Source organism: Falsihalocynthiibacter sp. BN13B15 (assembly GCF_041205415.1).
Taxonomy (GTDB): Bacteria; Pseudomonadota; Alphaproteobacteria; order Rhodobacterales; family Rhodobacteraceae; genus Falsihalocynthiibacter; species Falsihalocynthiibacter arcticus.
Genome location: NZ_JBGFCE010000001.1, coordinates 109,832 through 134,378, shown reverse-complemented (window position 1 = coordinate 134,378; position 24,547 = coordinate 109,832). Strand labels below are relative to the sequence as shown.

The following is a 24,547-nucleotide window of genomic DNA, read 5'->3' as shown; positions in this document are numbered from 1 at the left end:
CGCATTTTTGCGATCATTAAAACTAAGGGAATACACACTATGAAGGTCCTAGTACCGGTCAAACGTGTGATCGATTATAACGTGAAAGTTCGTGTCAAAGCGGATGGCAGCGGCGTCGATCTCGCCAATGTAAAAATGTCTCTGAACCCATTTGACGAGATAGCCGTCGAAGAAGCTATCCGCTTGAAAGAGGCCGGAAAAGCTGACGAAGTTGTTGTTGTCTCCATTGGTGTGAAAGACGCACAAAAGGAACTCCGCACGGCACTTGCCATGGGCGCTGATCGGGCGATTTTAATCGTTGCAACTGACGAAGCGACAACAGACATCGAACCTCTCGCGGTTGCGAAACTTCTCAAGGCAGTTATTGCCGAAGAGGCTCCCGGCCTCGTGATTGCAGGCAAACAAGCCATCGACAACGACATGAACGCAACGGGCCAAATGCTCGCGGCACTCCTTGGCTGGTCACAAGCGACCTTCGCAAGCGAACTTTCCGTTGAAGGCGATAGCGCAATTGTTACCCGCGAAGTTGACGGTGGACTTCAAACCATCAAGGTAAAACTTCCAGCGATCGTCACCGCCGATCTGCGCTTGAACGAACCGCGATATGCAACCCTTCCCAATATTATGAAGGCCAAGAAAAAGCCTCTCGAAGAGAAAACCGCTGCTGACTATGGCGTCGACGTTTCTCCTCGTCTTCAGGTGATTTCAACCGCTGTTCCTTCTGAACGCAGTGCTGGGATCATGGTTGCGGATGTTGCCGAGCTTGTTGCGAAACTCAAAGATGCGGGGGCTGTGTAATGACCGTTTTAATTCTTGCTGAAATCAACGGCGCAGAACTCGCGCTTGACGCAACGGCCAAAGCAGTCTCTGCCGCCTCTTCCTTAGGGGACATCACATTGCTTTGTGCCTCGGCAGGTTGCGGTGATGCGGCCCAAGCCGCGGCCAAAATCGCGGGTGTTTCCAAGGTTCTTTGCGCTGATGACGCGGCTTATGGCCATGGTTTGGCTGAGCCGATCGCCGACCTCATTGTTAGCCTTGCAGGTAACTATACGCACATCCTTGCCCCAGCGACCGCCAATGCAAAGAATATTTTGCCACGCGTTGCCGCACTTTTGGATGTTATGGTGCTTTCCGATGTTACGGCGATTGTTGACGCCGATACGTTTGAGCGGCCAATCTATGCGGGCAATGCAATCCAAACGATCAAAACAACGGATTCTATCAAAGTTGCCACACTTCGTACCGCTACATTTGACGCGGCAGGAGAAGATGGCTCAGCGACTGTCGAAAGCATAACAGCGACGGCCGATCCCAAGCTATCCGAATGGGTTGAAGATAAAGTTGCCAAGAGCGACCGCCCTGAACTTACAAGCGCAGGCATCGTTGTTTCTGGTGGACGCGGTGTCGGATCAGAAGATGATTTTGCGCTCATCGAAAAGCTGGCAGATAAGCTTGGAGGCGCCGTTGGCGCGTCTCGTGCTGCGGTTGACTCTGGCTATGCACCAAATGACTGGCAAGTTGGCCAAACCGGTAAAGTTGTTGCTCCGGACCTGTATATCGCAATCGGTATCTCTGGTGCGATCCAACATCTTGCAGGCATGAAAGACAGTAAAATCATTGTCGCAATCAACAAAGACGAAGAAGCGCCAATTTTTCAGGTCGCCGACTATGGACTTGTTGCGGATTTGTTTGAAGCAGTTCCAGCCCTTATCGACGCGCTGTAAGCAACGATACTCCTAACAGTTAAGGCTCGCCCCAGTGGCGAGCCTTTTTTTGTTCTGCAGCGCGCTAAAGCATGTCTCGAAGCGCGTTCGAAAGGGACTTAGCAATTTCTCGATGCGCCCTCATCCCCATCATTTCCTTTGCCATGGGTTCTTCCATTTCAGGGTAGATCATACCAGCAACACCCTCAGATTTTGCCTGATCACTCAAATTAACTTCGACAACCTTCGTACAATAAGGCCGAATGGCTTCGATCATCTCCCGATCTACAAACAGCGGATCGTGACCAAGATCGCTTTTCCCTTCTGGGTTTGAATCATCAATCCAAAGCATCACGGTTTTACCTTCGATTTTTTCAAGCATAATCTGCATGCGCGCTTTCCAAGCTTCCTTGATCTCGTCTTCGACCAATGCAAAGCGCTCTTCAGACAATTTTTTCAACGTGCTCAGCATATGCCGTGTGAAATGGAAGTCCGTAAAGTCGACCTCCCGAAACACCATTTTCAGCAACACTGAGGCCTTGAGAAAACGGTCGTTCCGGCGTGGATGCACCGCATAAAACCGATTGGACATGTTTTGAGCGCCCATCGCTTGAATGACGGTTACACGTGCCTTGGAACAGGCATCAAGGATAGCTGGTTCGTTTAAGAAGACATCCGCGCCAGCATTCACACACCCGAAATTAATCGCAGTTGTGCTAACATCATCCTCAACCAGTTCCGTAAACGGCTTTTCGATGAACTTACCGTAGGTTTCCGTTCCCCCGATGACGGCAATATAGTCGCCATCCATTTTCTTACGCGGTCCACGAAACAACAGTTTTGACTTGCCGTATCGACAAGGTAAATAATCAAGAGCGCCTTCGCTCAGGTTCTCATAGGCCATAACCCACCTCACTAATTTTCGACTCACCCAAGACCAATTTGCGCGCGACCTCTTGCCAAATCCCTAACCTTAAAATTAGCGCTATCTTGAAACGTGAAACTCTTTACCGGAGGGACACGAAACGCCCCTTGCATAGACGCTGCGGCGCGACATATTCTTGGGCCGAATTCAAAAGAGAAGTTGAGCCAATGGAAATTAAAAAAATCGGTGTCATTGGCGCAGGCCAGATGGGAAACGGAATCGCACATGTTTTGGCCGTTGCTGGTTATGACGTTGTATTGAATGATATTTCTCAAGATCAGCTGGATGCGTCTTTCGCCCTAATCGAGTCAAACCTTGAAAGGCAAGTTGCCCGCGACAAGCTTTCAAGCGATGCACGTGACGCGGCACTAAGTCGGCTCCAAACAACGCTTGATATTGCACAAGTTGGGCAATCGGATCTCGTAATTGAAGCCGCTACGGAAAAAGAAGACGTAAAAGTTAAAATTTTTGCTAACCTTTTGCCACATCTTCAGCCGCATACAATCCTCACGTCCAACACGTCGTCGATTTCCATAACACGCCTCGCGAGTGGCACAGACCGTCCGGAAAAATTCATGGGTTTTCACTTCATGAATCCCGTTCCCATTATGCAATTGGTCGAACTTATTCGCGGGATTGCAACTGATGAGGAAACTTATCGCGCGTGTTTGGCCGTTGTAGAAAAATTGGGAAAAACGGCCGCCTCAGCAGAAGATTTTCCTGGGTTCATCGTAAACCGTATCCTCATGCCGATGATCAACGAAGCCGTCTACACATTGTATGAGGGGGTCGGATCGGTGGCGTCCATCGACAGTTCTCTAAAACTAGGGGCAAATCATCCCATGGGTCCGCTGGAACTTGCTGACTTTATTGGTTTGGACACATGCTTGGCGATCATGAACGTACTCCACGATGGCCTCGCGGATACAAAATATCGCCCGTGTCCGCTCCTGACAAAATATGTCGAAGCTGGATGGCTTGGTCGAAAAACGGAACGTGGCTTTTATGACTATCGCGGAGAAACACCCGTTCCGACGCGCTAAAAATCTTCGCCGAATTTGTTAACAACTAGGGCTTGCAAGGCATCAGCAAGCTTTTCTGCCTCGTCGCCAGATGTCGTGATTTCGATCTGTGTGCCTTTTGATGCCGCCAGCATGAGCAAGCCCATGATCGAGTCACCAGAGGCGCTAAGTCCGTCTTTGCTGACTTCGGCGCTCGCATCATGGCCTTCAACCACTTCCACGAGTTTGGCGGAAGCACGGGCATGCAGGCCCTTTTCATTGACGATATCCAACGTTCTCGTAATGGTCATGACGTCCTAACTTGTGGGATTTGCGTCGAAGCTGTTAATGTATTTTCGACCCGCGTTCAGCGCGTTTTCGACCGCCTCTTGCACTGTGCAACTGCGTGATTTGGTAAGTTTGACGAGCATTGGAAGATTGGCACCGTAGATAATTTTCCGGTTCTTGGGGTTGCATGCTCGGAGAGAAAGATTGGAGGGAGACCCACCAAAAAGGTCCGTAACAACAACGACCCCGTCGCCTGTATCAACTGAATTTGCCGCATCGCAGATTTCACACTGCTTCTCTTCACGATCGTGATCGTCCTCAATTGAAATAGCGCGCATACCGTCTTGCTTGCCGACAACATGTTCGACAGCAGAAAGGTATTCTTTGGCCAATCCGCCATGTGCGACGATCAAAATTCCGATCACGCCGTTTTCCCCAATTTTGTGCCGGACGAAGTGCGTGTGCGGCGTTCAATTTCTCTATGTCTAGTTGACACTTGCCAACCAGCCTTCGCAAGTACATTCGACACATTTTCAGCGACGGCGACCGATCTGTGCTGTCCGCCTGTACATCCGAAACCGATCGAAAAATGAGCTTTACCCTCTTCTATATAGGCAGGCAACAACATTTCTGAAAGGTCGCAAACTTTTGAAAAGAAGTCATCATACCGCTTGTCTTGCGCCACATAGTCGGCGACCGCTTTGTCTAGACCATTTAGTCTGCGAAGGCCTTCTTGCCAATACGGGTTTTGTAAAAACCGACAGTCGAAAACCATGTCAATGCCACGCGGCATACCTTGTTTGTAGGAAAAGCTATGGACTGACACGGCCAGTTTTTGGCTTTTTTCTGCCGCGTACCATTGTTCCACTTCTGCTCGCAACTCATGTGGTGACATGTCCGAAGTATCAATAAGTATATCCGCACATGCGCGGATGGGAACAAGTAAGTCTTGTTCGCGCTGAATGCCAATTTCCGGAGTTTCAGATGGTGCCAAAGGATGCCTGCGCCGCGTTTCAGAGAAACGGCGCAACAGAACCTCGGTACTACAATCTAAATAAAGGACTTCTATCGCCTGATCACCGGACAGTGAATAATTGTCTAAAAGCTCCAACAAGCCCTTCGTAGAAAAATCGCGGTTGCGCGCATCGATTCCGAGTGCCAGTGGGCGATCAGACACCCCATTTTCCAGCAATCGTGGCAGAAGAGAAATAGGTAGATTATCAATAGCTTCGTAACCCGCATCCTCGAGGGTGTTAATCGCGGTAGAGCGCCCAGCACCAGACGGGCCAGTCACGAGAACCAAGCGCTGCCTTAAAACTGGGTCATCTGTTAGGCGAGGTTGTGTCAATCTGATCTGCCGTATTTTAGAATCTGCATGAGTGCATCTGCGAAATGATCACCCTTAATGCAATGATACAAGGTGGCTTTTTGGCCAAGTAAGACGATTTCTCTCGCAGGAGGAAGCCGCGCTTCCTCCACTTTATCCATATCCACGAAAAGGGAAACTATTGCGCGGGGCGCAAACGGTGTTCGAATGATCCCCACACCTCGTACCTCCAACTTGCCTAAAATTTCAGGCACAGCCAAAGCAACAAGCACTCCGTCTTCTAAGGACAACTGGGTTTGATCGTCCGAAATAAGTGTCGCGCCAAGGGAGATCATCCTAAGCGCAAGGGTCGACTTACCACTGCCTGAACTTCCGAAAATGACCGCGGCTTTACCATCGATAGCAACCGTGGACGCATGGTGGAGCTCATTCGTTTCCATTTAAAAGTTCACAATTGATGGCTCAAACAGGGAGCCCAACCACAAAACGCGCGCCCAAGGGGTCGGAGGTAATATCAGCGTCTGTCGGGCGAATGTTTTCCGCCCAAATCACGCCGCCATGGGCTTCGACGATTTGCTTTGAAATTGCCAAGCCTAGACCGGAATTATTGCCGAATTGCCCAGCGGGGCGTTCAGAATAAAAGCGTTGGAAAATTTTGTACAATGCTTGGTCAGGAATCCCTGGGCCAGTGTCCTCAATTACTATAAGCACGCGATTTTCTCGTTTTCGCGCCCAAACTCGAATTGCGTCCCCGTCTTCGCAAAACGAGATCGCATTGGTAATGAGATTAACGAAAACTTGTGCCAAACGCGCCTCAAGACCGTGAATATGGATCGGATCAGCAGGCAAGTCGGAAATGAACTCAACCCCCTTGGATTTCGCATCGCCACCAAGGTAATCGTTGATGTTGCCAAGCATTTTCAACAGATCAAACTGTTCTTCTTCTTCTCGGACAAGCTCGCTGTCGAGCCGAGAAGCGTTTGAAATATCACTGACAAGACGATCCAAGCGACGCACATCATGGTCGATAACATCGAGGAGTTTGTCCCGCTGATCTTCGCGTTTTGCGACACGTAAAGTACCGACGGCAGATCGAAGGGAAGCCAAAGGATTCTTGATCTCATGCGCGACATCAGCCGCAAATTGTTCGTTGCCCTCAATGCGATCATATAGGGCGGTCACCATCCCTCGAAGCGCACCGGAAAGACGCCCGATTTCATCTGGCCGAGCGGTTAGGTCAGGGATGCGCACACGGTTCGGACTCATTTTACGCGCATTTTTGTCGCGCCCAAGTTCGGCGGCCGCGGCCAAATCCGAAAGTGGATTGGCGATGGTTGAAGCAAGCACAAGACTTAACCCAACTGAGACGAGGATAGCGATTACAAACATTTGCAGCACCTGCTCCCGTTCACTTCGAACAAGAAAATCGATTTCGCCCTCAGCACTCGTCACGGCGACTGAACCCAAATTCTCCCCACCAACAAGGATCGGAGTTACCACGGTAAACACTGCACGACCTTGGGAATCCAATCCGGTGTTCACGTGGGTTGAGCCATCCGAAGTCTTCTGTACAAATTCGACGGGAGGCTCAACAGTTGAACCAAAACCATCGCTTGCGGGTTCCGAGGTAAATACTCCGGAAACACCTTCCCACATAGAATTCAAGAAGTCGGTAATAAGCGTACTACGAGTGTTCTGAACCAAACCGCTTACCGGTGGTATGCCCGAGCGCTCGATCCCAATCGTAGAGGCTACGAGCTTTCCTTCAGGATCGTAAACATATGCGTCGACGCCCGAAGGAAGCGACAGTTTTGCAAGATTTGCAAAAACAGATGCCTCATTGGGAAGGGTCTCTGCATCCCAAAAATGCGCTTCGAGTACGTCCGCGACCAGTTGTGTCTCAATGACAAGACCCCGTTCGCGTTGCAACACAAGGCTGTCACGGAACGGATTGAGATACAAAACACCCGCCACCAAAATGACGAGGGCCAATAAATTGAACGTGATAATTTTGCGCGCAAGTGGCGAACGGTTGAGGGAAATAAACCCGCGTTGCTCGCGCCTTTTGCGCAGCTCGCTTTCCACGCCACTGCTCGGTCCATCCCAGTCTTCACCGAGAACAACATTCGCTTCTTTTTGCATTTTTGTATCGCGCACATTCTTACCCAAAGTTGGGGGCATCAATCTTCGTTGTATCGATAGCCGATACCATAAAGCGTCTCAATTGCCGAAAAATCATCATCTGCGGTCCGCATCTTTTTACGAAGCCGTTTGATGTGACTGTCGATCGTGCGGTCGTCGACGTAAACTTGATCGTCATAGGCGACATCCATCAACTGATCACGACTTTTCACAAAACCAGGACGTTGGGCCAAAGCTTGCAGTAACAAGAATTCGGTCACAGTTAGGGAAACATCATTCCCTTTCCAACGCACGGAATGCCGCAATGGGTCCATCCGTAAATCACCGCGTTCGATAACTTTGGTTTCTTCGGTTTCGGCAATCTCTACACCGTTCATTGCTTCTTGCCTACGCAGGAGAGCGCGAATGCGTTCAACCAGCAAACGTTGGGAAAACGGCTTCTTTACGTAGTCATCCGCCCCCATGCGCAGCCCAAGAACTTCATCAATCTCATCATCTTTGGATGTGAGAAAAATAACCGGCATTGCGGTTTTTTGGCGCAGACGTTGGAGCAAGTCCATTCCATCCATGCGCGGCATTTTAATATCCAAAACAGCCATATCCGGCAGACTCTTGTTAAAAGCGTCTAGTGCGGATTGACCGTCATTATATGTTTCTACTTCGAAACCCTCTGCCTCAAGGGTCATAGCTACTGACGTCAGGATGTTCCTGTCGTCGTCGACCAAAGCGATCTTCGACATGGAGGTCTTCCTTTATATAGTTTTTTTATGCTCAATTTTTTATCCACTCTGGGTGTTCCACTTTGACGAATCAACTCTTAACTGCGAATCACCCTACGTTCTTGAATTAGAATGTGCCCCAAAAGGCATAAAACTTTGCAAACACGGCTGGATTTTTCAATCCAAGCGCCCCGTTAGCGCTAAACGGTAACGCTAAACCCAAAATGTTAGCGCAAACTGCGCGCCCCTGACCGCTTTTCAAACCGATCTTCCGTGCTACAATTGCCTATCAGCCGGGCCCGCGGCTGGTGCGCAGAATTGGCCCTTTGCGCTTTGGAAGAGATTGCGCGCTGCTAGGACACGGCGCGAGGAGCTACATTATGACACACGGTCGTGTGAACCCAACCTGCAACCTTGAGACACAAGGCATAAAGGGGCTGGGAAATGTCTATTATAACGATCTGGAACCTGCCCTCATCGAGACCGCTCTTAAGCGCGACGAGGGTACATTAGGCCAAGGCGGCACGCTTTTGGTCACCACTGGCAAACATACTGGTCGCTCGCCCAAAGATAAATTTGTGGTGCAAAGTGACTCTGTAAAAGGCGGAATTTGGTGGGAAAACAACGCCCCCATGCAGGAAGATAAATTCGACATCCTTTATGCAGACATGCTCGAGCATATGAAAGGTCGCGACTATTTCGTCCAAGACCTTTATGCGGGCGCCGATGCAAGTCAGCGTCTTGATGTACGCATGGTCACAGAGCTTGCATGGCACGCGCTTTTCATTCGACATATGTTGCGTCGCCCTGATCGCGATGAATTGGAGGATTTCCTTCCCGAGTTTACCGTTATTAATTGCCCGACATTCAAAGCCGACCCCAAACGCCACGGATGTCGTTCCGAGACCGTTATTGCCATGAATTTCGACCAGAAACTCATCCTTATTGGTGGGTCTGAATACGCCGGCGAAAATAAGAAATCCGTCTTCTCACTTCTCAACTACTTACTACCGGCAAAGGGTATCATGCCGATGCATTGCTCGGCCAACCACGCCCCGGGAAACCCCGTCGATACGGCCATTTTCTTTGGCCTCTCAGGCACTGGGAAAACGACCCTTTCCGCCGATCCCTCCCGTACCTTGATCGGCGATGATGAGCATGGTTGGTCGGATCGTGGAACCTTCAATTTCGAGGGAGGCTGTTACGCGAAAACCATCAATCTTAGTGCCGATGCAGAACCTGAAATCTATGAGACCACGCGGACCTTTGGCACCGTAATCGAAAACATGGTTTTTGATCCCGAGACCAAAGAACTTGACTTCAAGGATGATAGTCTGACGGCCAATATGCGGTGCGCCTACCCGCTTCACTACATTTCGAACGCGTCCAAAAGCGCGCTTGGCGGGCATCCCAAAAACATCATCATGTTGACCTGCGATGCCTTTGGCGTTCTTCCACCGATCAGCCGTTTAACCCCCGCGCAAGCGATGTATCATTTCCTTTCCGGCTTCACCTCCAAAGTGGCGGGTACCGAACGGGGTGTGACCGAACCTGAGCCTACATTCTCAACTTGTTTTGGCGCCCCCTTCATGCCACGCCGTCCTGAGATTTACGGCAACCTCCTGCGCGAAAAAATTGCGAAACACGGAGCGACATGTTGGTTGGTGAACACGGGTTGGACGGGCGGTGCCTATGGGACTGGTTCCAGAATGCCCATCAAGGCCACGCGGACACTTTTGACAGCGGCGCTCGACGGCTCCCTTGAGAAAGCGCGCTTCCGCAAGGATGAAAATTTCGGCTTCGACGTGCCGGTTTCCGTGGACGGTGTTGCAGATATCCTGCTTGATCCTCGACGGACTTGGGGCGATTCCGAAGCCTATGACCTGCAAGCCGCAAAGCTTGTCTCAATGTTTTCGGACAATTTCACACAGTACCTAGACTATATTGACGATGATGTTCGCTCTGCGGCAATCGGCTAGTCATCCAATTGAGCTTCAAAACGCCCCTTCCAAATGGTTGGGGCGTTTCAACCAAACACCCCACGACGAATAAGATTGAGACCCGCAATCGCTAGAACGATCAGCGTCGCCTTCTTGAATTTCGCTTGATCGAGTCGATCCTGAACCCGCATCCCCAAGAGCATTCCCAACAGGGCGGGCGCCAACATAAGCGCAGAAAACGACCCCGTACTTACGGTAAAGACGCCCGACTTAATATGGGCGAGTAAAAGAACCACCGCGCCCGCCCCATAGATGACGCCTTGAACGCGGATTTGCTCTTTTTTTTCGGTTCCAATGGCCGTCAGATAGGCCACAGTGGGCGGCCCCCAAATCCCAGATAGCCCGCCGGTAAAGCCAGCTACACATCCAATGATGACCTCTGCGCGCTTGCGATGCTCCTTCTTGATAGACAGATGCCAACCCAAAATTTGCGTAATCGAAAACAGCAAAACTGGAATGCCGATCATCAAGAACATCGCGTTTTGAGGCATGAGCGTAACAAGTTGCGCACTCCCCATAATGCAGACCAAAACGATCCCCAAATACAGCCGGAATCGCCACGCACTTTGCAATGCTTCATGGAGGCCCTGTCGCAATGCTTGTGCAGCATTCGTCATGACCGTGGGCAAAATCAGCGCTGCAAGTGCAGCCTCGGCGCTCAAGACAGAAGCCAACCCCGAAATCATAATCATCGGCATCGCAAACCCAATAGCGCCTTTCACAAAACCCGCAATAACCGTTATTAAACAGGCAATTATAAGCACCCAAAGGGGAATGTCTGTAAGTATATTTTCCAAGAATGTCCCCAATTTCGTACCCGTTATACAGGGAATACTCGGAGAACATCACAAATTCGATAAAGTTCTTTTAAATCAATTTTACTGCGTTAAACGAATTTTTCTTGCGCTGCAGTTGCGAAAGGATTATTCATATCAACGAACTTAAGGAGAGCCCAATGCCAAAAGATGGACTAGATATGCGCAAATCCCAATCGCTGCCCATACTGCCGGACCTCCTAAACTGCTGCGCCCAGAGTTTGCCGCCCTTAGAATCATTGCTTGAGGAGGCCAGGGCAAACCTCCTGCAAAAGGTGCACGTCGATGGTCGCGTCAACGCCGCACACCTCGAAACCCATCAGCACCAAGCCCACGTCTTTGCGTGGTTTGCGACCTATCAGGCGGCCCTCACTCGGATGCTGGCGTGGGCACAATCCCTCGCGGATAGCGGCACTTTTGCGGAAATGGAACAACTGATCCTTCAGATCAGTTTTGGCGAATACCTCTGTCAAATTTCAGGTGGTATCCCGATGAGCCAAGGGGAGATGGCCCGCTTGCAGGACCTCGAAATCTCGCCTGACGCTCTGCGCGTGACGGCGGTGGAAACGCTTATGGCCCTAGGCAACTCTACCGCCGCCCGCACCAGACTTGTTACCCTTATGCAAGACAACACCGGCCACGCCACATTTGGTGCTACGGGTCTAGACGAAGACCTTGAGATGATCCGCGATCAGTTCCGCCGTTTCGCCAACGAACGCGTTACTCCCTTTGCCCACGGCTGGCACCTCAAGGATGAATTAATCCCGCTTGAGATCCTCAATGAAATGGCCGAGATGGGCGTTTTTGGACTGACCATTCCCGAAGAATACGGTGGGCTTGGGCTATCCAAGGCAAGTATGTGTGTGGTCAGCGAAGAGCTTTCTCGCGGCTACATCGGTGTTGGTAGCCTGGGTACCCGCAGCGAAATTGCAGCGGAATTGATCCTATGTGGTGGAACCGAGGAGCAAAAACAGTATTGGCTCCCCAAAATCGCCAGCGCAGAAATCCTGCCAACCGCCGTTTTCACCGAACCGAACACAGGCAGCGATCTTGGCTACTTACGGACACGCGCTGTGAAAGATGGCGAAAGCTATACCGTGACGGGCAACAAAACGTGGATAACCCACGCCGCCCGAACCCACGTGATGACCCTCTTGGCGCGGACCGACACCTCAAGCGATGACCACAAGGGGCTCTCCATGTTCTTGGCTGAGAAACTTCCCGGTACGAACGACGTACCTTTCCCTACGCAGGGGATGAGTGGCAGTGAAATCGAGGTGCTGGGCTATCGCGGCATGAAGGAATACGAACTGGCATTTGATGGGTTCAAAGTTGATGCCAAAAACCTTCTGGGTGGCGTAGAGGGCAAAGGGTTTAAGCAGTTGATGCAAACCTTTGAGAGTGCGCGCATTCAAACGGCCGCACGCGCAATCGGCGTTGCCCAGAATGCGTTGGAAGTCGGGATGCAATACGCCATCGACCGCAAGCAATTCGGCAAAAGCATCATTAATTTCCCGCGGGTTTCGGGCAAGCTGGCGATGATGGCCGTCGAGATCATGATCGCACGGCAACTTTCCTATTTCGCGGCGAGTGAGAAAGATAATGAGCGCCGCTGCGACCTTGAGGCTGGCATGGCGAAACTCCTTGGAGCTCGGGTCGCTTGGGCGGCGGCGGATAATGCCCTGCAAATCCACGGAGGCAACGGCTTCGCACTTGAGTATCAAATCAGCCGCATATTGTGCGACGCCCGCATCCTAAACATCTTCGAGGGCGCGGCAGAAATTCAAGCGCAGGTGATTGCGCGTCGCCTTTTAAACTAGAGCTTATATGTCAAAGCGCGATTGATCAGCAGCGTGATTTTCTCGATTTCGATGCCTTCCTTGCTGTCAAACAACACCGCGCGATTACCGTCGAATTCAAAGTCACCAGAAAAAAGCGTTCGAAATTCACTGATCACAGTCGTTTGACAATGGACGAATAAAGCAAAGCCCCCCGCCTTTGGGACACCCAGCCTAATTGGGGTGCCAACATTTTTGGCAATCGGTAAATACGAAGGCTGCCCCCATTTGAGGGTTTCCGAAACGCCGCCGACCCGCTCATCCCTATCGGCGATTTCAAAGATGATGGAGCGCAGGAGAAGTGTGCCGTCCCGCGCAGGCCTTGGAAATCCGGCAAAAACAGCCGCAACAGCTTTGTCGGAAATGGTTGGATCGATCTGCGTCATGCCACACTTTGCAGCCATTCAAGAGCCGGAACAACAAGTAAAAACGGAAAAGCTCGGGCCATGACAGCCCGAGCGCGTTTCTTGAAATTTCTCAGATGTAGTTAGCCTTTAGAGAACTCGGGATAGGCTTCCATACCAAGCTCCGCCACATCAAGACCTGTGATCTCTGCTTCTGCACTCACTCGGATACCAACGGTGTGTTTCAGGAGGAGCCAGAGGGCGCCAGAAGTTACAACTGTGAACCCACCTACAACTACGATGGAGTAAAGCTGTGTGCCCAAAGACGCGTCGCTGTTTGTGAAGACAACCGCGATTGTGCCCCAGATACCAGCCATAAGGTGAACTGGGATCGCACCAACAACATCGTCGATTTTGAGTTTGTCGAGCATTGGTACTGCGAAGACAACAATCAATCCACCGATAGCACCGATAAGCGTTGCTTCACCAATTGTTGGCGTCAGCGGCTCTGCTGTGATGGAAACCAGACCAGCAAGTGCGCCGTTAAGGATCATTGTAAGGTCTGGCTTTTTATAGAGAGCTTGAGTGAGCAAGAGGGCTGTGATCAAACCACCTGCCGCCGCCGCGTTTGTGTTTGCAAAGATCCGCGAGATATCAGCGACGTCGCCAACCGAACCCATTGCGAGTTGCGAAGCACCGTTGAAGCCAAACCAACCCATCCAAAGGATGAACGTACCCAAAGTAGCGAGCGTAAGGTTGGAACCCATCATTGGGATGACTCGACCGTCTTTGTATTTACCCAAACGTGGACCAAGAACAAGTGCGCCAGTCAAAGCTGCCCAGCCACCAACGGAGTGCACAACTGTGGAGCCCGCGAAGTCAAGGAAGCCAGCCGCATCAAGGAAACCGCCGCCCCATTTCCAAGACGCTTGGATTGGGTAGATGATTGCCGTTAGAACAATTGTGAAAGCCAAGAAGGGCCAAAGTTTGATGCGCTCAGCAAGCGTACCAGAAACAATAGAGGCCGTCGCCGCACAGAACATCAACTGGAAGAAGAAGTCAGAGCCAGTGGACGCATAGGAGTAATCGTCTGCACCGTCAGCCGTCACGCCAACAACTTCAAGAACTGCCGGGCCAAACACACCGGAAAGAACACCGTCAACCGACCAATTGCCCAATGGGTACATAAGGTTGTAACCGATCAAGTAGTAGAAAATACAGGCCAGACCAAAGAGCGCCATGTTCTTTGTAAGCTGCATGGTAACGTTTTTGGAACGGACAAGACCGGCTTCGAGCATCGAGAACCCAGCGGCCATCCAGAAGACCAAGAAGCCACCGATGAGAAAGAGGAGCGAGTTGAGGATAAAGACGGAATCTGTTGGCACAGCAACCGCTACAACAGCTTCAGCGTCTTGGGCAAAACTGGCGAGGGGAAGCAAGGCTGCCGTCGCGCTCAGCGGGATTAATTTATTCAGTTTCATGTATAATTCCTTTGTCGAATCCAGCGCCTACAGCGCGTCTTCGTTGGTTTCGCCAGTCCGCACGCGCACCGCATGGGCTACGTCCAGAACAAAAATCTTGCCGTCGCCAATTTTGTCGGTTTTGGCGGTTTTTTGGATGGTTTCTACGACTTGGTCCGCCATGGCGGCCGAAACGACGATTTCCAATTTGACCTTCGGCACGAAATTCACCGCGTATTCTGCGCCACGGTAGATTTCGGTATGGCCGGATTGAGATCCGAACCCCTTAATTTCTGTAACCATCATGCCCCGAACACCGATGGCGGTGAGTGCTTCGCGCACCTCTTCGAGCTTGAACGGTTTGATTGCTGCGATAATGAGTTTCACGTCGTTCCCCTTACATTCTCAGGCGTTGAACATCTGTTCGGTGCCCGCGCTTCCATGAGGCTAAAAAACGCGCAGACTTGTTCGGATTCAAGGAAGCAAACCCTATAATGCGGGCCTCCGGCGACCGAAAGTGCACAAAAAATGCACAAATTGGGCGATTAGATTAAAATTTGAGCACACCAAAAAGAAGAATCAGTCACGAATAGTCCCGTTACAATTCGGTTCAGACCCTGTAAGTTGAGGAAAAATACGCCCTAAGACGAGTAGCAGATGACCGGAACAGGCCCAAAACGCCCCAAATTGGTGGCAGAGAAGCGCGCGAACGCTAAGAAGAGCAGCCCTAAGCGGGCGGTTCCTAAAACTGCGACGCGAAAAACGCGCTCCAAGCGGCGTGCTCGACCCGCGCCGAAGAGAAATCCGATCAGTCGGCTGTTTCGTTGGATCGTCCGGTTGTTCTGGGGAATTACGTGGCGCGTGGGGGCTGTCTGTACCATTCTCGTCGCGCTGGGTGTGTTGTTTTACGCGTCCACTTTGCCCGAGCTTGAAGAACTGGTTGATGGGCGGACACGCGGTTCGGTAACGCTTCTCGACACCAATGGCCAAGTCTTTGCATGGCGCGGTGATCAATTCGGCGGCATGGTCACCACCGAAACGGTGTCTCCACACCTCAAGAATGCCGTCACCGCGACCGAGGACAAACGCTTTTTCTGGCACTTTGGCGTTTCGCCACGCGGCATCGCGAGTGCTGTCAAAATCAACCTGTCCGAAGGGCGCTCGGCGCTCTCTGGGAATGGCGGGTCCACAATCACACAGCAAACCGCGAAACTGTTGTGTCTTGGAGTTCCACACGACACGAATAAAATGACCGAACGCGAGTATGAGTCCGATTGCCGTCGAGGATCGCTCGTTCGTAAAGCTAAAGAAGCGCTGTATGCGATGGCGCTTGAGGTAAAGTTCACCAAGAATGAAATCCTAACGATCTACCTGAACCGCGCCTTCCTCGGTGCGGGCGCTCGTGGATTTGAAGCTGCAAGCCAGCGCTATTTCAATCTGTCCGCCAACCAAATTTCGCCCGCGCAAGCGGCGATGCTGGCGGGTCTACTTAAGGCGCCCACGCGCTATGCGCCGACCAATGATCTTCAACGCAGCCAAGATCGCGCAGAGACCGTGGTGAAATTGATGGAAGAACAAGGTCTCCTAACCACTGCGCAAGCCAATGAAGCGCGTGCAAATCCCGCCACGCTTTCTGATGCAGCCAAGTCGCGTACGGGTGGGTATTTTGCCGATTGGGTTATGTCCGAAGGTCCGAGCTATCTAACTCGCGACACCACCGAAGATGTGATCATTCAATCAACGCTTGATCCGCGCGTCCAACGCGCTGCCGAACAAGCCATGCTGCATATTTTTGACACCAAAGTCCGCGATGGTTCCAAGGCCCAAGCCGCGATTGTGGTCATGTCGGCAGACGGAGCAGTACGGGCAATGGTTGGTGGCCGCGATGTTAAAGCAACAGGCGCCTTTAACCGCGCAACCCAAGCTTCGCGCCAAACAGGGTCCGCATTCAAACCCTTCGTTTATGCGGCCGCTTTGGACCTTGGATATTCCTACAACGACTATGTCAAAGACGAACCCCTAACGATCGATATCCCGGGCTCGGGCCCGTGGACGCCATCGAATTACGACCATAAGTTCAGCGGCACAGTTACCTTAACCGAAGCCTTAAGACGCTCCCTGAACATTCCTGCGGTTCGCATATCCGAAGGCGTAGGGCGCGAAAATGTACGCACCGTGGCCGAAATGTTTGGCATTCAAAGCGACCTTGCGGCGGGTCCCGCGCTGGCCCTTGGCGCGTCTGAGAGCACGCTACTTGAAATGACGGGTGCTTATGCTGGCATCCTTAATGGCGGCCGTAGCGTGACCCCCTACGGCCTTTCGGAACTGCGCCTTCAAGGCGACACGGAGCCGCTGATTGGTCAAGACGGTGGTATGGGCGAGCGGGTCATCACAACCAATGCTGCCGAGCAACTCACCTATATGATGTATCAAGTGATCGAATCCGGAAGTGGCCGTCGTGCCAAACTTGACGGCCGTCAAGCCGCAGGGAAAACGGGCACAACACAGGCCGCGCGCGACGCGTGGTTTATCGGATTTACGGCGGATTATGTTACCGGTGTTTGGCTTGGCTATGACGACAATACGCCGCTAACGGGTGTCACGGGAAGCGGACTTCCCGCTGAAATCTGGCACGATGCTATGGTCCGCATTAACGAGGGGGTCCCGATTTCTCCCCTGCCGATGATCGATGGACAAGCGCCCAGCACCTATGTCGACCCGAATGCGCCCCAACGTGCCAATCCCCAGCCCAAGGGAACCAATCCGATCGAGAACCTGCTCCTGCAGATTTTTGGCGGCGGGAACTAGCTGAGTTTCTTCAACTGCGCGATTGCCTTATTAAGATCGCCATTGTTGGCGTCAATGATCGAGCCGATTTCGGAGCGCTCGGTTAGGAGCATATTGATGCCCTCGATGAACATGTTGAAAAACCTGTGTTTGCCCGATTTATCGGAGATCAGGAATTTGATTTCAAACGGCGCTTCGCCGCGCATAAACGCGGTCGTTTTAACTTCGACAAAGCTTTTCACGGTTTCGGCGCTATCGACTTCAATTCGACCCCCAATAAATTGGTGGAACTGGCTGCCGTATTTACGCGCGATGTAAGTTTCAAAAGCGCCCGTAAACGCCTTTATTTGGGCGGGTGAGGCCCTGCGCGCATCCGACCCCAAAGCATAGCGTGCGATAGCGGGCACATCCGCATAGTCCGCGAAAATACGCTGAAAATCTTTGTACATCGACCGTTCAGGCTTCCCCGTGGCGATCACAGCGTTGATATCATCCACCAGTTTGATAACGAGCGTTTTAGATGCATCCACCGAAAGCGCAAAAGTCATGGGGGCCGTCGATAGCCAAAGCCCAGAGGCAACGAGGCCTCCCAAAATGCTGCGTCGTGTAACCTGATGTGTCATAACTGCCTCTTATTCAGTATCGCAGGACCCTGTAGATGCAGAAGGGTCCGCGTAGGGATCTGCATATGGGTCCTCATATGGGTCTGCATAGCCATTTGTGCAACCATCCGCACTTGGAGCGACTTCTTGCCCAAGTTCATAGCGACGGTTCTGAAGGTACATCATACGTGTCTGAACATAACTGTCCGCGCTCTCATTGAAAAGCTGATCCACGGAACCTGAATAACGGAAACGCTTATCAAGCTTCGCACCCAACAATGCCAGAAGGCCAACGGCGGCATAGCGCCCACCATCAGAATAGAACATTGGATTAGTCGCCAAATCAACAACGCCACCGACGGCGTCACGTTGGGTCGTTGGGCCCAAAAACGGCGCTTCAAGATATGCCCCTTCACCGACCCCCCATACTGCCAATGTGTCGCCAAACCCTGTGCTGTCCTCGTAAATACCCATGTCGGATGCGACATCAAACAAGCCAGCAAGGCCAAAGGTCGTATTCACCAAGAGGCGCGTTGAATTTTGCGCGGCCCCCGCCAAGTTAAACTGAAGAAGGTTGTTTCCAACCATCGGATACAGCGCGAGATAATCTGAAAAATTCGTCACCGTGGTCCGCAAAAACTCTGGGGTCTTTCCATAAGCCTGCGCGACAGGCCCAATCATCCCCTGATCCGACTGTTTGGTGTTTTCGTGGCGTGCACGATTTGATTTTTCGTAAGGGTCGTAAATTTCGCCCGTGCGCTCTGGGTGCGCACAGGAGGACAATAACGACACGCTTAACAAACAAATAATTAAGCTACACTTGGCGCGGATACGAAATTCTGGCAAAAACACGACACTTCTCAACGAGTTATTTGTACTTTTGGGTCACACAATGATGTTATCGACAAAGCCCAACCCAAACAGACCGACCGATTATCTTTTGAAGCTTTTTGGGTACAACGCAGCCTACGAAATTGCAACCGCAACTCCTATTAAACGAGACATTTACACCTAATGCAAAAACAATTCACTGATCTGGGTCGCGAAGAACTCAATGCGGCACAGCGCCAGAACCGCCCCCTAATCTGGGCGATGATTCTGTTTAGCATCTTTGTGAATTTGTTAATGCTGACGGGGCCGTTGTTTATGCTCCAAATTTACGACCGCGTCCTTTCTAGTCGTTCTGTTGAAACGCTGATCGCACTCTCGATATTGGCAACGTTCCTTTATTTTTGCATGGGCGTTTTGGATTTCACGCGTGGGCGGATTATGGCGCGTGCAGGGGCTCGTTTTCAGGCCAGTTTAAACAAGCGGGTTTTTTCCGCAGTTTTACGCGCCAACACGGTGCCGCAATTGCAAAAGAACGCCAATACAGCGCTGCAAGATGTCGATGCCGTGCAATCCTTCATTTCCTCCCCCATTTTCATTGCCTTCGTTGACTTGCCGTGGACGCCGCTCTTTATCGCGACAATTTTTCTCTTCCACCCGTGGCTTGGCATCCTCGCGGTCACGGGGGGGGCATTCCTGATGGTCGTGGCTTTTTTCAACCAAATTTCCACAAAAGCGCCTGTTCTCTCGGCTGGCCTCGCCGCCCGCAGAGCCGACTTGCAAGCCCAAGAGATTCGGTTCGAAGCGGAAACCATTCAAAGCTTGGGAATGCGCGAGGCCGCCTTTGAGCGTTGGCGCTCAACGCGTGAAAGTGCTTTGGAATTTACGCTGACCGCCTCTGATCGCGCGGGCGGTTTTTCAACGACCACCAAGACTTTCCGCCAGTTCCTTCAATCTGCCATGCTTGCGCTTGGGGCGTATCTCGTCCTTCAAAACGAGCTGTCCGCCGGCGCAATGATCGCAGGGTCGATCCTTCTTGGACGCGCGCTTCAACCCGTTGAGCAAGCAATTGGCGGCTGGGCCTATGTTGTGCGGGCCAAACAAGGGTGGCGATCATTGTCCGAACTTCTAAGCGCCATCCCCCCCGAAGAGCCGCGCACAACACTTCCCCCGCCCAGCGCAAAACTCGACGTACAACAGGTCACCGTCGTTCCCCCCGGCGACAGTCAGGCCGCCCTTAGAATGGTGAGCTTTTCCCTGCCCGCAGGTACGGCTCTCGGGGTGATTGGATCGTCGGGTTCGGGCAAGTCAACGCTCGCGCGCGCCTTAACGGGGGTTTGGCGTCTTGCTGGGGGAACCATCCGGTTGGATAACGCCTCCCTTGAGCAATACGATCCAGACGTTCTTGGAAAATATATCGGCTATCTCCCCCAGAAGGTTCAACTCTTTGAGGGCACCGTTGCCCAGAATATTGGCAGGCTTTCCCAAGATATCAACGATGATAAGGTTGTTGCTGCAGCGAAAAAAGCCGCCGCCCACGAAATGATCCTGACGCTCCCACAGGGATACGACACGCAGGTGTCCGGAGCGGGTGGCCGCCTGTCAGGAGGGCAAATTCAGCGTATCGGCTTGGCGCGTGCCTTTTATGATGATCCCGTCTTGTTGGTGCTCGACGAGCCCAATTCAAACCTCGACAACGTCGGCTCCGAGGCCCTAAACCATGCCATTCGTGCCGCCAAATCTGCGGGCAATTCGGTCATCATAATGGCGCATCGCCCCGCCGCCATTCGGGAATGCGACTTGCTTCTTATTATGGAGAACGGATCGGTCAAAGCATTCGGACCAAAGAACGAAATTCTTCAACAGAACGTCACAAACCACAACCAAATTAGCCAGGATCAAGGCGCGGGGGGAGTTACATGAGCGCGCAAATGGCCATGAAGTATGGTGCCAAAAGGTATGTTGCCCTCGGGTTCGTGACCATCTTAATTCTCGTCATTGGCTTTGGTTATTGGGGGGCCACGACTAGCATTTCGGGCGCGATCATCGCCCAAGGGCAAATCGAGGTCGACAACTCACGACAGGTTGTGCAGCATTTGGACGGCGGCGTCGTACAATCCATACTTGTGGACGAAGGGGACGTTGTAGCAGCCAATCAACCCCTAATTATTCTTGATCCAGCCCGCACCCTCTCTGAGCTTTCCATCACGCAATCGCAACTCTATGAGGTATCCGCTCGTCGCGCACGACTTCAAGCGGAGCGCGACAAGGCTTCCGAGATTAAATTCGACGACTCCCTCCTCACGATCGCAAAGGTCCGACCTGAGGTTCAGGACGTCTTGTCAGGTCAATCTCGCCTTTTTATAGCACGCGCGGAAACCCAAACGAGTGAAGTTGAACAGCTTGGAAAGCAGCGCGAACAGATCGCCAACCAATTGGAAGGAATCCAAGCCCAACAAGCCGCCCTCGTGACGCAACTTGAGCTCATTGTGCAAGAGTTGGACGCGCAGCAAACCCTTCAAGATCGCGGTCTTGCTACGGCTTCGCGGGTCTTAGCCCTCCTGCGGGAGCAAGCTAGGTTGCGCGGACTTGTGGGCGAATTGACGTCCAGCGCGGCGCAATCGCAAGGACGCATGGCGGGCATTGATCTTGCAATTCTCAAAATTCGAACCGACCGCCGCGAAGAAACGATTAGCCTGCTCCGCGATCTGCAACTGCGGGAACTGGAACTGCGCGAAAACGAATCCTCCCTCAAAGAGCGCCTCAGCAATTTGGACATTCGCGCGCCCGTCAGCGGCGTCGTTCTTTCCCTTCAGGTGTTTGCCGAACGCGCCGTTATTCGGCCCGCAGACCCACTTTTGTATATCGTGCCTCAAGATCGCCCGCTGGTCATTTCTGCGCGGATCAATCCGATCCACGTGGATCAGGTTTACGTGGGCCAAGAGACCGTTTTGCGTTTTTCGGCACTCGATACGCGCGACACACCCGAACTCTTGGGCACAATGACTCACCTCTCGCCGGATGCCCTCGTTGATCAACAAACAGGGCTTGCGTATTATGTAAGCGAAGTTGTCCTCAACCCAGGTGAGCAAGAAAAACTTCCTAAGGGAAGCCGATTGATCCCCGGAATGCCCGTCGAGACCTATTTCCGGATCGGGGATCGTTCACCACTCACATTCTTGGTGAAGCCATTTGCAGATTATTTCAACAAGGCTTTTCGCGAGGAGTAATCGCCCCTTTTCACTGCTTCATTTCCCCGCTACCGTCCCCTTGGAACCGTTTTAAAGGACAGACGCATGAGTGGAATTTTCGAAAGTAATTTGGCCAAAATCGGCGTCACATTGCCTGATGCGCCAGCACCAGCCGCAAACTATGTGCCAACTGTGCGCACTGGGAATACGGTGTATGTCTCGGGGCAAATTTCGATGAAGGACGGCGCATTCGCTATCGGGAAACTGGGCGATACTATCTCAATCGAAGAAGGGGCCGCCTGCGCGCGCAGTTGCGCAATTTCGCTTCTTGCTCAAGTAAAAGCAGCCTGCGATGGGGACTTGGATCGTTTGGTTCGCGTTGTAAAACTGGTTGGTTTCGTAAATTCCACACCCGACTTCGATCAACAGCCCGCCGTAATCAACGGGGCATCCGACTTCATGGTCGAAGCGCTCGGCGATGCAGGGCGACACGCACGATCCGCTGTTTCCGCAGCCTCCCTTCCCTTTGGCGTCGTTGTTGAAATCGAAGGTATTTTCGAAATCAAATGAGACAAATTCCGCGCCTTCCCCAATCTTTTCTTGATCGACCACTCGCCCATCGGGGCCTTCATGATGCTTCGGCACTACGCCCCGAAAATAGTCGCGCCGCGTTTCTCGCTGCAATTGAAGGCGGCTATGGGATTGAGTTGGACGTTCAACTTTCCAAAGACGGGCAAGCCATGGTTTTCCATGACTACAACATGACTCGACTGACGGGCGTGCACGGCCCGATCCAAATGCGCGAGTCCGGCGACCTCGTTCAAATCGAGTTGCTCCACGGTGAAACTCAGACGATCCCGATGCTCTCGGAGACCCTCGCGTTGGTCGCTGGACGCGTCCCTCTTCTTGTGGAAATCAAAGACCAAGACGGCGCGATGGGGCCAAATGTGGGCGCATTGGAAAACGCGGTGGCCCAATGCGCCGTTTCCTACAATGGGCCGATTGCTTTTATGTCATTCAATCCATATTCGGTAGAAGTCATCGCAAACTTACTTCCCGATCATCCCCGCGGATTGACAACATGCCTTATGGACGACAGAAGTTCGCTGCACGTCCCACAGGATCGGCGCGATGAGCTTGCCGCCATCCAAGATTTTGACCGCACAAAAAGCAGCTTCATTAGTCATGATCACAATAGCCTTTCAATTCCCCGTGTGCAGGAGTTGAAATCGCTTGGTGTACCTGTTCTGTGCTGGACGATCACGTCGAACGCCAGTGAGGCCGCTGCCCGTCAAGTTGCTGACAACGTGACATTCGAACAATACCTGCCCTCTTGACCGACACAAGCGAACGGGCACTCTCTTTCGGCCCAATCCCAGTATCCTGAGGACCTATGAGCGCGCAAATTGAAGTCCAAATCCATCCGACACTTTCGGATATTTCCGCATCCGACTGGGACGCTTGCGCCTGTCCAGAGGCAGTGAACGGGGCGCGCCCCTTTGATCCCTTCACAACCTACCGTTTTCTCAAAGCGCTAGAAGACAGTGGATCCGTTGGCGGAACGAGTGGTTGGCACGGACGCTACCTGACGGTCCATAAAAACGGTCAAATGATTGCGGCCTCCCCGCTTTACGTAAAATCCCACAGTCAGGGAGAGTATATTTTTGACTTCAACTGGGCTCAAGCCTTCGAGAATGCGGGGGGAAATTACTACCCCAAACTACAGATGGCCGTCCCGTTCACGCCAGCAACTGGACGCCGTTTTTTAACTCTACCTGGATTTGAAGCCGAAGGCAGCAGCGCCCTTCTTCAAGGTGCCGTTCAACTCGCTGCGGAAAACAAACTATCATCTTTACACATCACATTTTGTACCGAGGACGAAGCCGAGACTGGCGCGCAGATGGGTTTGCTGCGCCGTGTAAGCCAACAATTCCACTGGCTGAATAATGGATACTCAGACTTCGACGCTTTTCTCGCAAGTTTGGCAGCACGTAAACGCAAAAATATTCGCCGCGAACGCGCAACCGCACAGGGGTTTGGCGGCACAATTATTCAACTCTCCGGTGACGAAATTCAACCCGATCACTGGAACGCCTTCTGGCAATTTTACCAAGACACCGGTGCGCGAAAATGGGGTACTCCCTACCTGACAAGGGCGTTTTTCGACATTGCGCAAGAGACACTGCGCGACGACATATTACTGGTTCTTGCACTCAAAGACGGGAGGCCAATTGCAGGTGCCCTCAATATGATCGGCGCAGAAACGCTCTACGGACGATATTGGGGATGCATCGAAGACCACCCCGCTCTCCATTTCGAACTTTGCTATTATCAGGCAATTGATTTTGCGATTGAACACGGATTGAAGCGAGTCGAAGCTGGCGCACAAGGAGAACATAAATTGGCCCGCGGGTATTTACCCGTTCAAACCCACTCCCTTCATTGGATTGCTGACGAGGGCTTCAACCATGCCGTATCGCAGTTTTTGGACGCTGAAGCAAAAGCCGTTGGCAGGGAAATTGAGGTTCTAACCGAATATGGACCCTTCAAAACCATCCCCCAAGTTTGAGCGCAACA

24 protein-coding genes are annotated in these 24,547 nt (G+C 52.1%); 11 read left to right on the top strand and 13 right to left on the bottom strand.

All coding sequences use genetic code 11. The features are described 5' to 3' along the window. The first annotated feature begins 39 nt into the window (after positions 1-39). On the top strand, positions 40-798 hold the full coding sequence (locus tag AB9F26_RS00635) for an electron transfer flavoprotein subunit beta/FixA family protein (RefSeq protein ID WP_039000048.1): 759 nt from the start codon (positions 40-42) through the stop codon (positions 796-798). Continuing rightward, positions 798-1,724: an FAD-binding protein gene (locus AB9F26_RS00630; protein WP_335585415.1), complete on the top strand. Its 927-nt coding sequence runs from the start codon at positions 798-800 to the stop codon at positions 1,722-1,724. Before AB9F26_RS00635 ends, AB9F26_RS00630 begins: the two co-directional genes overlap by 1 nt. Positions 1,725-1,788: 64 nt before the next feature. On the opposite strand, the gene AB9F26_RS00625 is transcribed toward AB9F26_RS00630, so the two are convergent. Next, entirely contained in the window at positions 1,789-2,607 is an 819-nt protein-coding gene (locus AB9F26_RS00625; RefSeq protein WP_369767065.1) for a DUF6473 family protein, read from the bottom strand. A gap of 188 nt (positions 2,608-2,795) precedes the next feature. Here AB9F26_RS00625 and AB9F26_RS00620 point away from each other — a divergent pair, with 188 nt between their 5' ends. Then, complete coding sequence (locus AB9F26_RS00620; RefSeq protein ID WP_335585413.1) at positions 2,796-3,671, top strand: 3-hydroxybutyryl-CoA dehydrogenase; 876 nt, start codon at positions 2,796-2,798, stop codon at positions 3,669-3,671. Here AB9F26_RS00620 and AB9F26_RS00615 read toward each other — a convergent pair. The 6 genes from AB9F26_RS00615 to AB9F26_RS00590 are packed head-to-tail and all read right to left on the bottom strand — an operon-like array spanning position 3,668 to position 8,126. Next, the gene (locus AB9F26_RS00615) at positions 3,668-3,940 is read right to left on the bottom strand and encodes an HPr family phosphocarrier protein (RefSeq protein WP_369767064.1); all 273 of its coding nucleotides are present in this window, start codon (positions 3,938-3,940) and stop codon (positions 3,668-3,670) included. The genes AB9F26_RS00620 and AB9F26_RS00615 overlap by 4 nt on opposite strands. 6 nt (positions 3,941-3,946) lie before the next feature. After that, positions 3,947-4,342, bottom strand: a complete 396-nt coding sequence (locus AB9F26_RS00610) for a PTS sugar transporter subunit IIA (RefSeq protein ID WP_039000054.1) — start codon at positions 4,340-4,342, stop codon at positions 3,947-3,949. Continuing rightward, entirely contained in the window at positions 4,339-5,265 is a 927-nt protein-coding gene (rapZ, locus tag AB9F26_RS00605; RefSeq protein ID WP_369767063.1) for an RNase adapter RapZ, read from the bottom strand. Before rapZ ends, AB9F26_RS00610 begins: the two co-directional genes overlap by 4 nt. Further along, positions 5,262-5,684 (bottom strand): HPr kinase/phosphorylase, encoded by a 423-nt coding sequence (locus tag AB9F26_RS00600; RefSeq protein ID WP_369767062.1) that lies wholly within the window; start codon positions 5,682-5,684, stop codon positions 5,262-5,264. Before AB9F26_RS00600 ends, rapZ begins: the two co-directional genes overlap by 4 nt. 22 nt (positions 5,685-5,706) lie before the next feature. Beyond that, positions 5,707-7,425: a sensor histidine kinase gene (locus AB9F26_RS00595; RefSeq protein ID WP_335585410.1), complete on the bottom strand. Its 1,719-nt coding sequence runs from the start codon at positions 7,423-7,425 to the stop codon at positions 5,707-5,709. After that, the gene (locus AB9F26_RS00590) at positions 7,425-8,126 is read right to left on the bottom strand and encodes a response regulator transcription factor (protein ID WP_039000056.1); all 702 of its coding nucleotides are present in this window, start codon (positions 8,124-8,126) and stop codon (positions 7,425-7,427) included. The genes AB9F26_RS00595 and AB9F26_RS00590 overlap by 1 nt, the downstream gene beginning before the upstream one ends. A 359-nt stretch (positions 8,127-8,485) precedes the next feature. Here AB9F26_RS00590 and AB9F26_RS00585 point away from each other — a divergent pair, with 359 nt between their 5' ends. Beyond that, positions 8,486-10,084 carry a phosphoenolpyruvate carboxykinase gene (locus AB9F26_RS00585; RefSeq protein WP_335585409.1) on the top strand — a complete coding sequence of 533 codons (1,599 nt, stop codon included), beginning with the start codon at positions 8,486-8,488 and terminating at the stop codon, positions 10,082-10,084. 47 nt (positions 10,085-10,131) lie between these two features. On the opposite strand, the gene AB9F26_RS00580 is transcribed toward AB9F26_RS00585, so the two are convergent. Further along, positions 10,132-10,902: a sulfite exporter TauE/SafE family protein gene (locus tag AB9F26_RS00580; RefSeq protein WP_369767061.1), complete on the bottom strand. Its 771-nt coding sequence runs from the start codon at positions 10,900-10,902 to the stop codon at positions 10,132-10,134. Between the two features lie 158 nt (positions 10,903-11,060). On the opposite strand from AB9F26_RS00580, the gene AB9F26_RS00575 reads away from it, so the two are divergent. Beyond that, entirely contained in the window at positions 11,061-12,740 is a 1,680-nt protein-coding gene (locus tag AB9F26_RS00575; protein ID WP_369767060.1) for an acyl-CoA dehydrogenase family protein, read from the top strand. Here AB9F26_RS00575 and AB9F26_RS00570 read toward each other — a convergent pair. The 3 genes from AB9F26_RS00570 to AB9F26_RS00560 all read right to left on the bottom strand — a co-directional run bounded on the left by AB9F26_RS00570 (position 12,737) and on the right by AB9F26_RS00560 (position 14,949). Beyond that, positions 12,737-13,144 (bottom strand): DUF1801 domain-containing protein, encoded by a 408-nt coding sequence (locus AB9F26_RS00570; protein ID WP_335585406.1) that lies wholly within the window; start codon positions 13,142-13,144, stop codon positions 12,737-12,739. The two genes, AB9F26_RS00575 and AB9F26_RS00570, sit on opposite strands and share 4 nt — an antisense overlap. A 101-nt stretch (positions 13,145-13,245) precedes the next feature. Continuing rightward, positions 13,246-14,583 (bottom strand): ammonium transporter, encoded by a 1,338-nt coding sequence (locus AB9F26_RS00565; RefSeq protein ID WP_335585405.1) that lies wholly within the window; start codon positions 14,581-14,583, stop codon positions 13,246-13,248. Between the two features lie 27 nt (positions 14,584-14,610). Continuing rightward, entirely contained in the window at positions 14,611-14,949 is a 339-nt protein-coding gene (locus AB9F26_RS00560) for a P-II family nitrogen regulator (RefSeq protein WP_335585404.1), read from the bottom strand. A 270-nt stretch (positions 14,950-15,219) separates the two neighbouring features. On the opposite strand from AB9F26_RS00560, the gene AB9F26_RS00555 reads away from it, so the two are divergent. Then, positions 15,220-17,370, top strand: coding sequence for a transglycosylase domain-containing protein (locus tag AB9F26_RS00555; protein WP_369767059.1), 2,151 nt, complete (start codon positions 15,220-15,222; stop codon positions 17,368-17,370). Here AB9F26_RS00555 and AB9F26_RS00550 read toward each other — a convergent pair. Continuing rightward, on the bottom strand, positions 17,367-17,972 hold the full coding sequence (locus AB9F26_RS00550; protein WP_335585402.1) for an ABC transporter substrate-binding protein: 606 nt from the start codon (positions 17,970-17,972) through the stop codon (positions 17,367-17,369). The two genes, AB9F26_RS00555 and AB9F26_RS00550, sit on opposite strands and share 4 nt — an antisense overlap. Before the next feature lie 9 nt (positions 17,973-17,981). Beyond that, entirely contained in the window at positions 17,982-18,743 is a 762-nt protein-coding gene (locus AB9F26_RS00545) for a VacJ family lipoprotein (RefSeq protein ID WP_369767058.1), read from the bottom strand. Between the two features lie 222 nt (positions 18,744-18,965). Here AB9F26_RS00545 and AB9F26_RS00540 point away from each other — a divergent pair, with 222 nt between their 5' ends. From AB9F26_RS00540 to AB9F26_RS00520, 5 genes are all read left to right on the top strand, one after another. After that, the gene (locus AB9F26_RS00540; protein WP_369767057.1) at positions 18,966-20,702 is read left to right on the top strand and encodes a type I secretion system permease/ATPase; all 1,737 of its coding nucleotides are present in this window, start codon (positions 18,966-18,968) and stop codon (positions 20,700-20,702) included. Continuing rightward, a complete protein-coding gene (locus AB9F26_RS00535) occupies positions 20,699-22,009 on the top strand; it encodes an HlyD family type I secretion periplasmic adaptor subunit (RefSeq protein WP_369767056.1) in 1,311 nt (436 codons plus the stop codon). The genes AB9F26_RS00540 and AB9F26_RS00535 overlap by 4 nt, the downstream gene beginning before the upstream one ends. Positions 22,010-22,075: 66 nt before the next feature. Next, positions 22,076-22,540 carry a RidA family protein gene (locus tag AB9F26_RS00530; protein ID WP_369767055.1) on the top strand — a complete coding sequence of 155 codons (465 nt, stop codon included), beginning with the start codon at positions 22,076-22,078 and terminating at the stop codon, positions 22,538-22,540. Then, on the top strand, positions 22,537-23,307 hold the full coding sequence (locus AB9F26_RS00525) for a glycerophosphodiester phosphodiesterase family protein (RefSeq protein WP_335585397.1): 771 nt from the start codon (positions 22,537-22,539) through the stop codon (positions 23,305-23,307). Before AB9F26_RS00530 ends, AB9F26_RS00525 begins: the two co-directional genes overlap by 4 nt. Positions 23,308-23,363: 56 nt before the next feature. Continuing rightward, positions 23,364-24,539: a GNAT family N-acetyltransferase gene (locus AB9F26_RS00520; RefSeq protein ID WP_369767054.1), complete on the top strand. Its 1,176-nt coding sequence runs from the start codon at positions 23,364-23,366 to the stop codon at positions 24,537-24,539. Positions 24,540-24,547 lie beyond the last annotated feature (8 nt).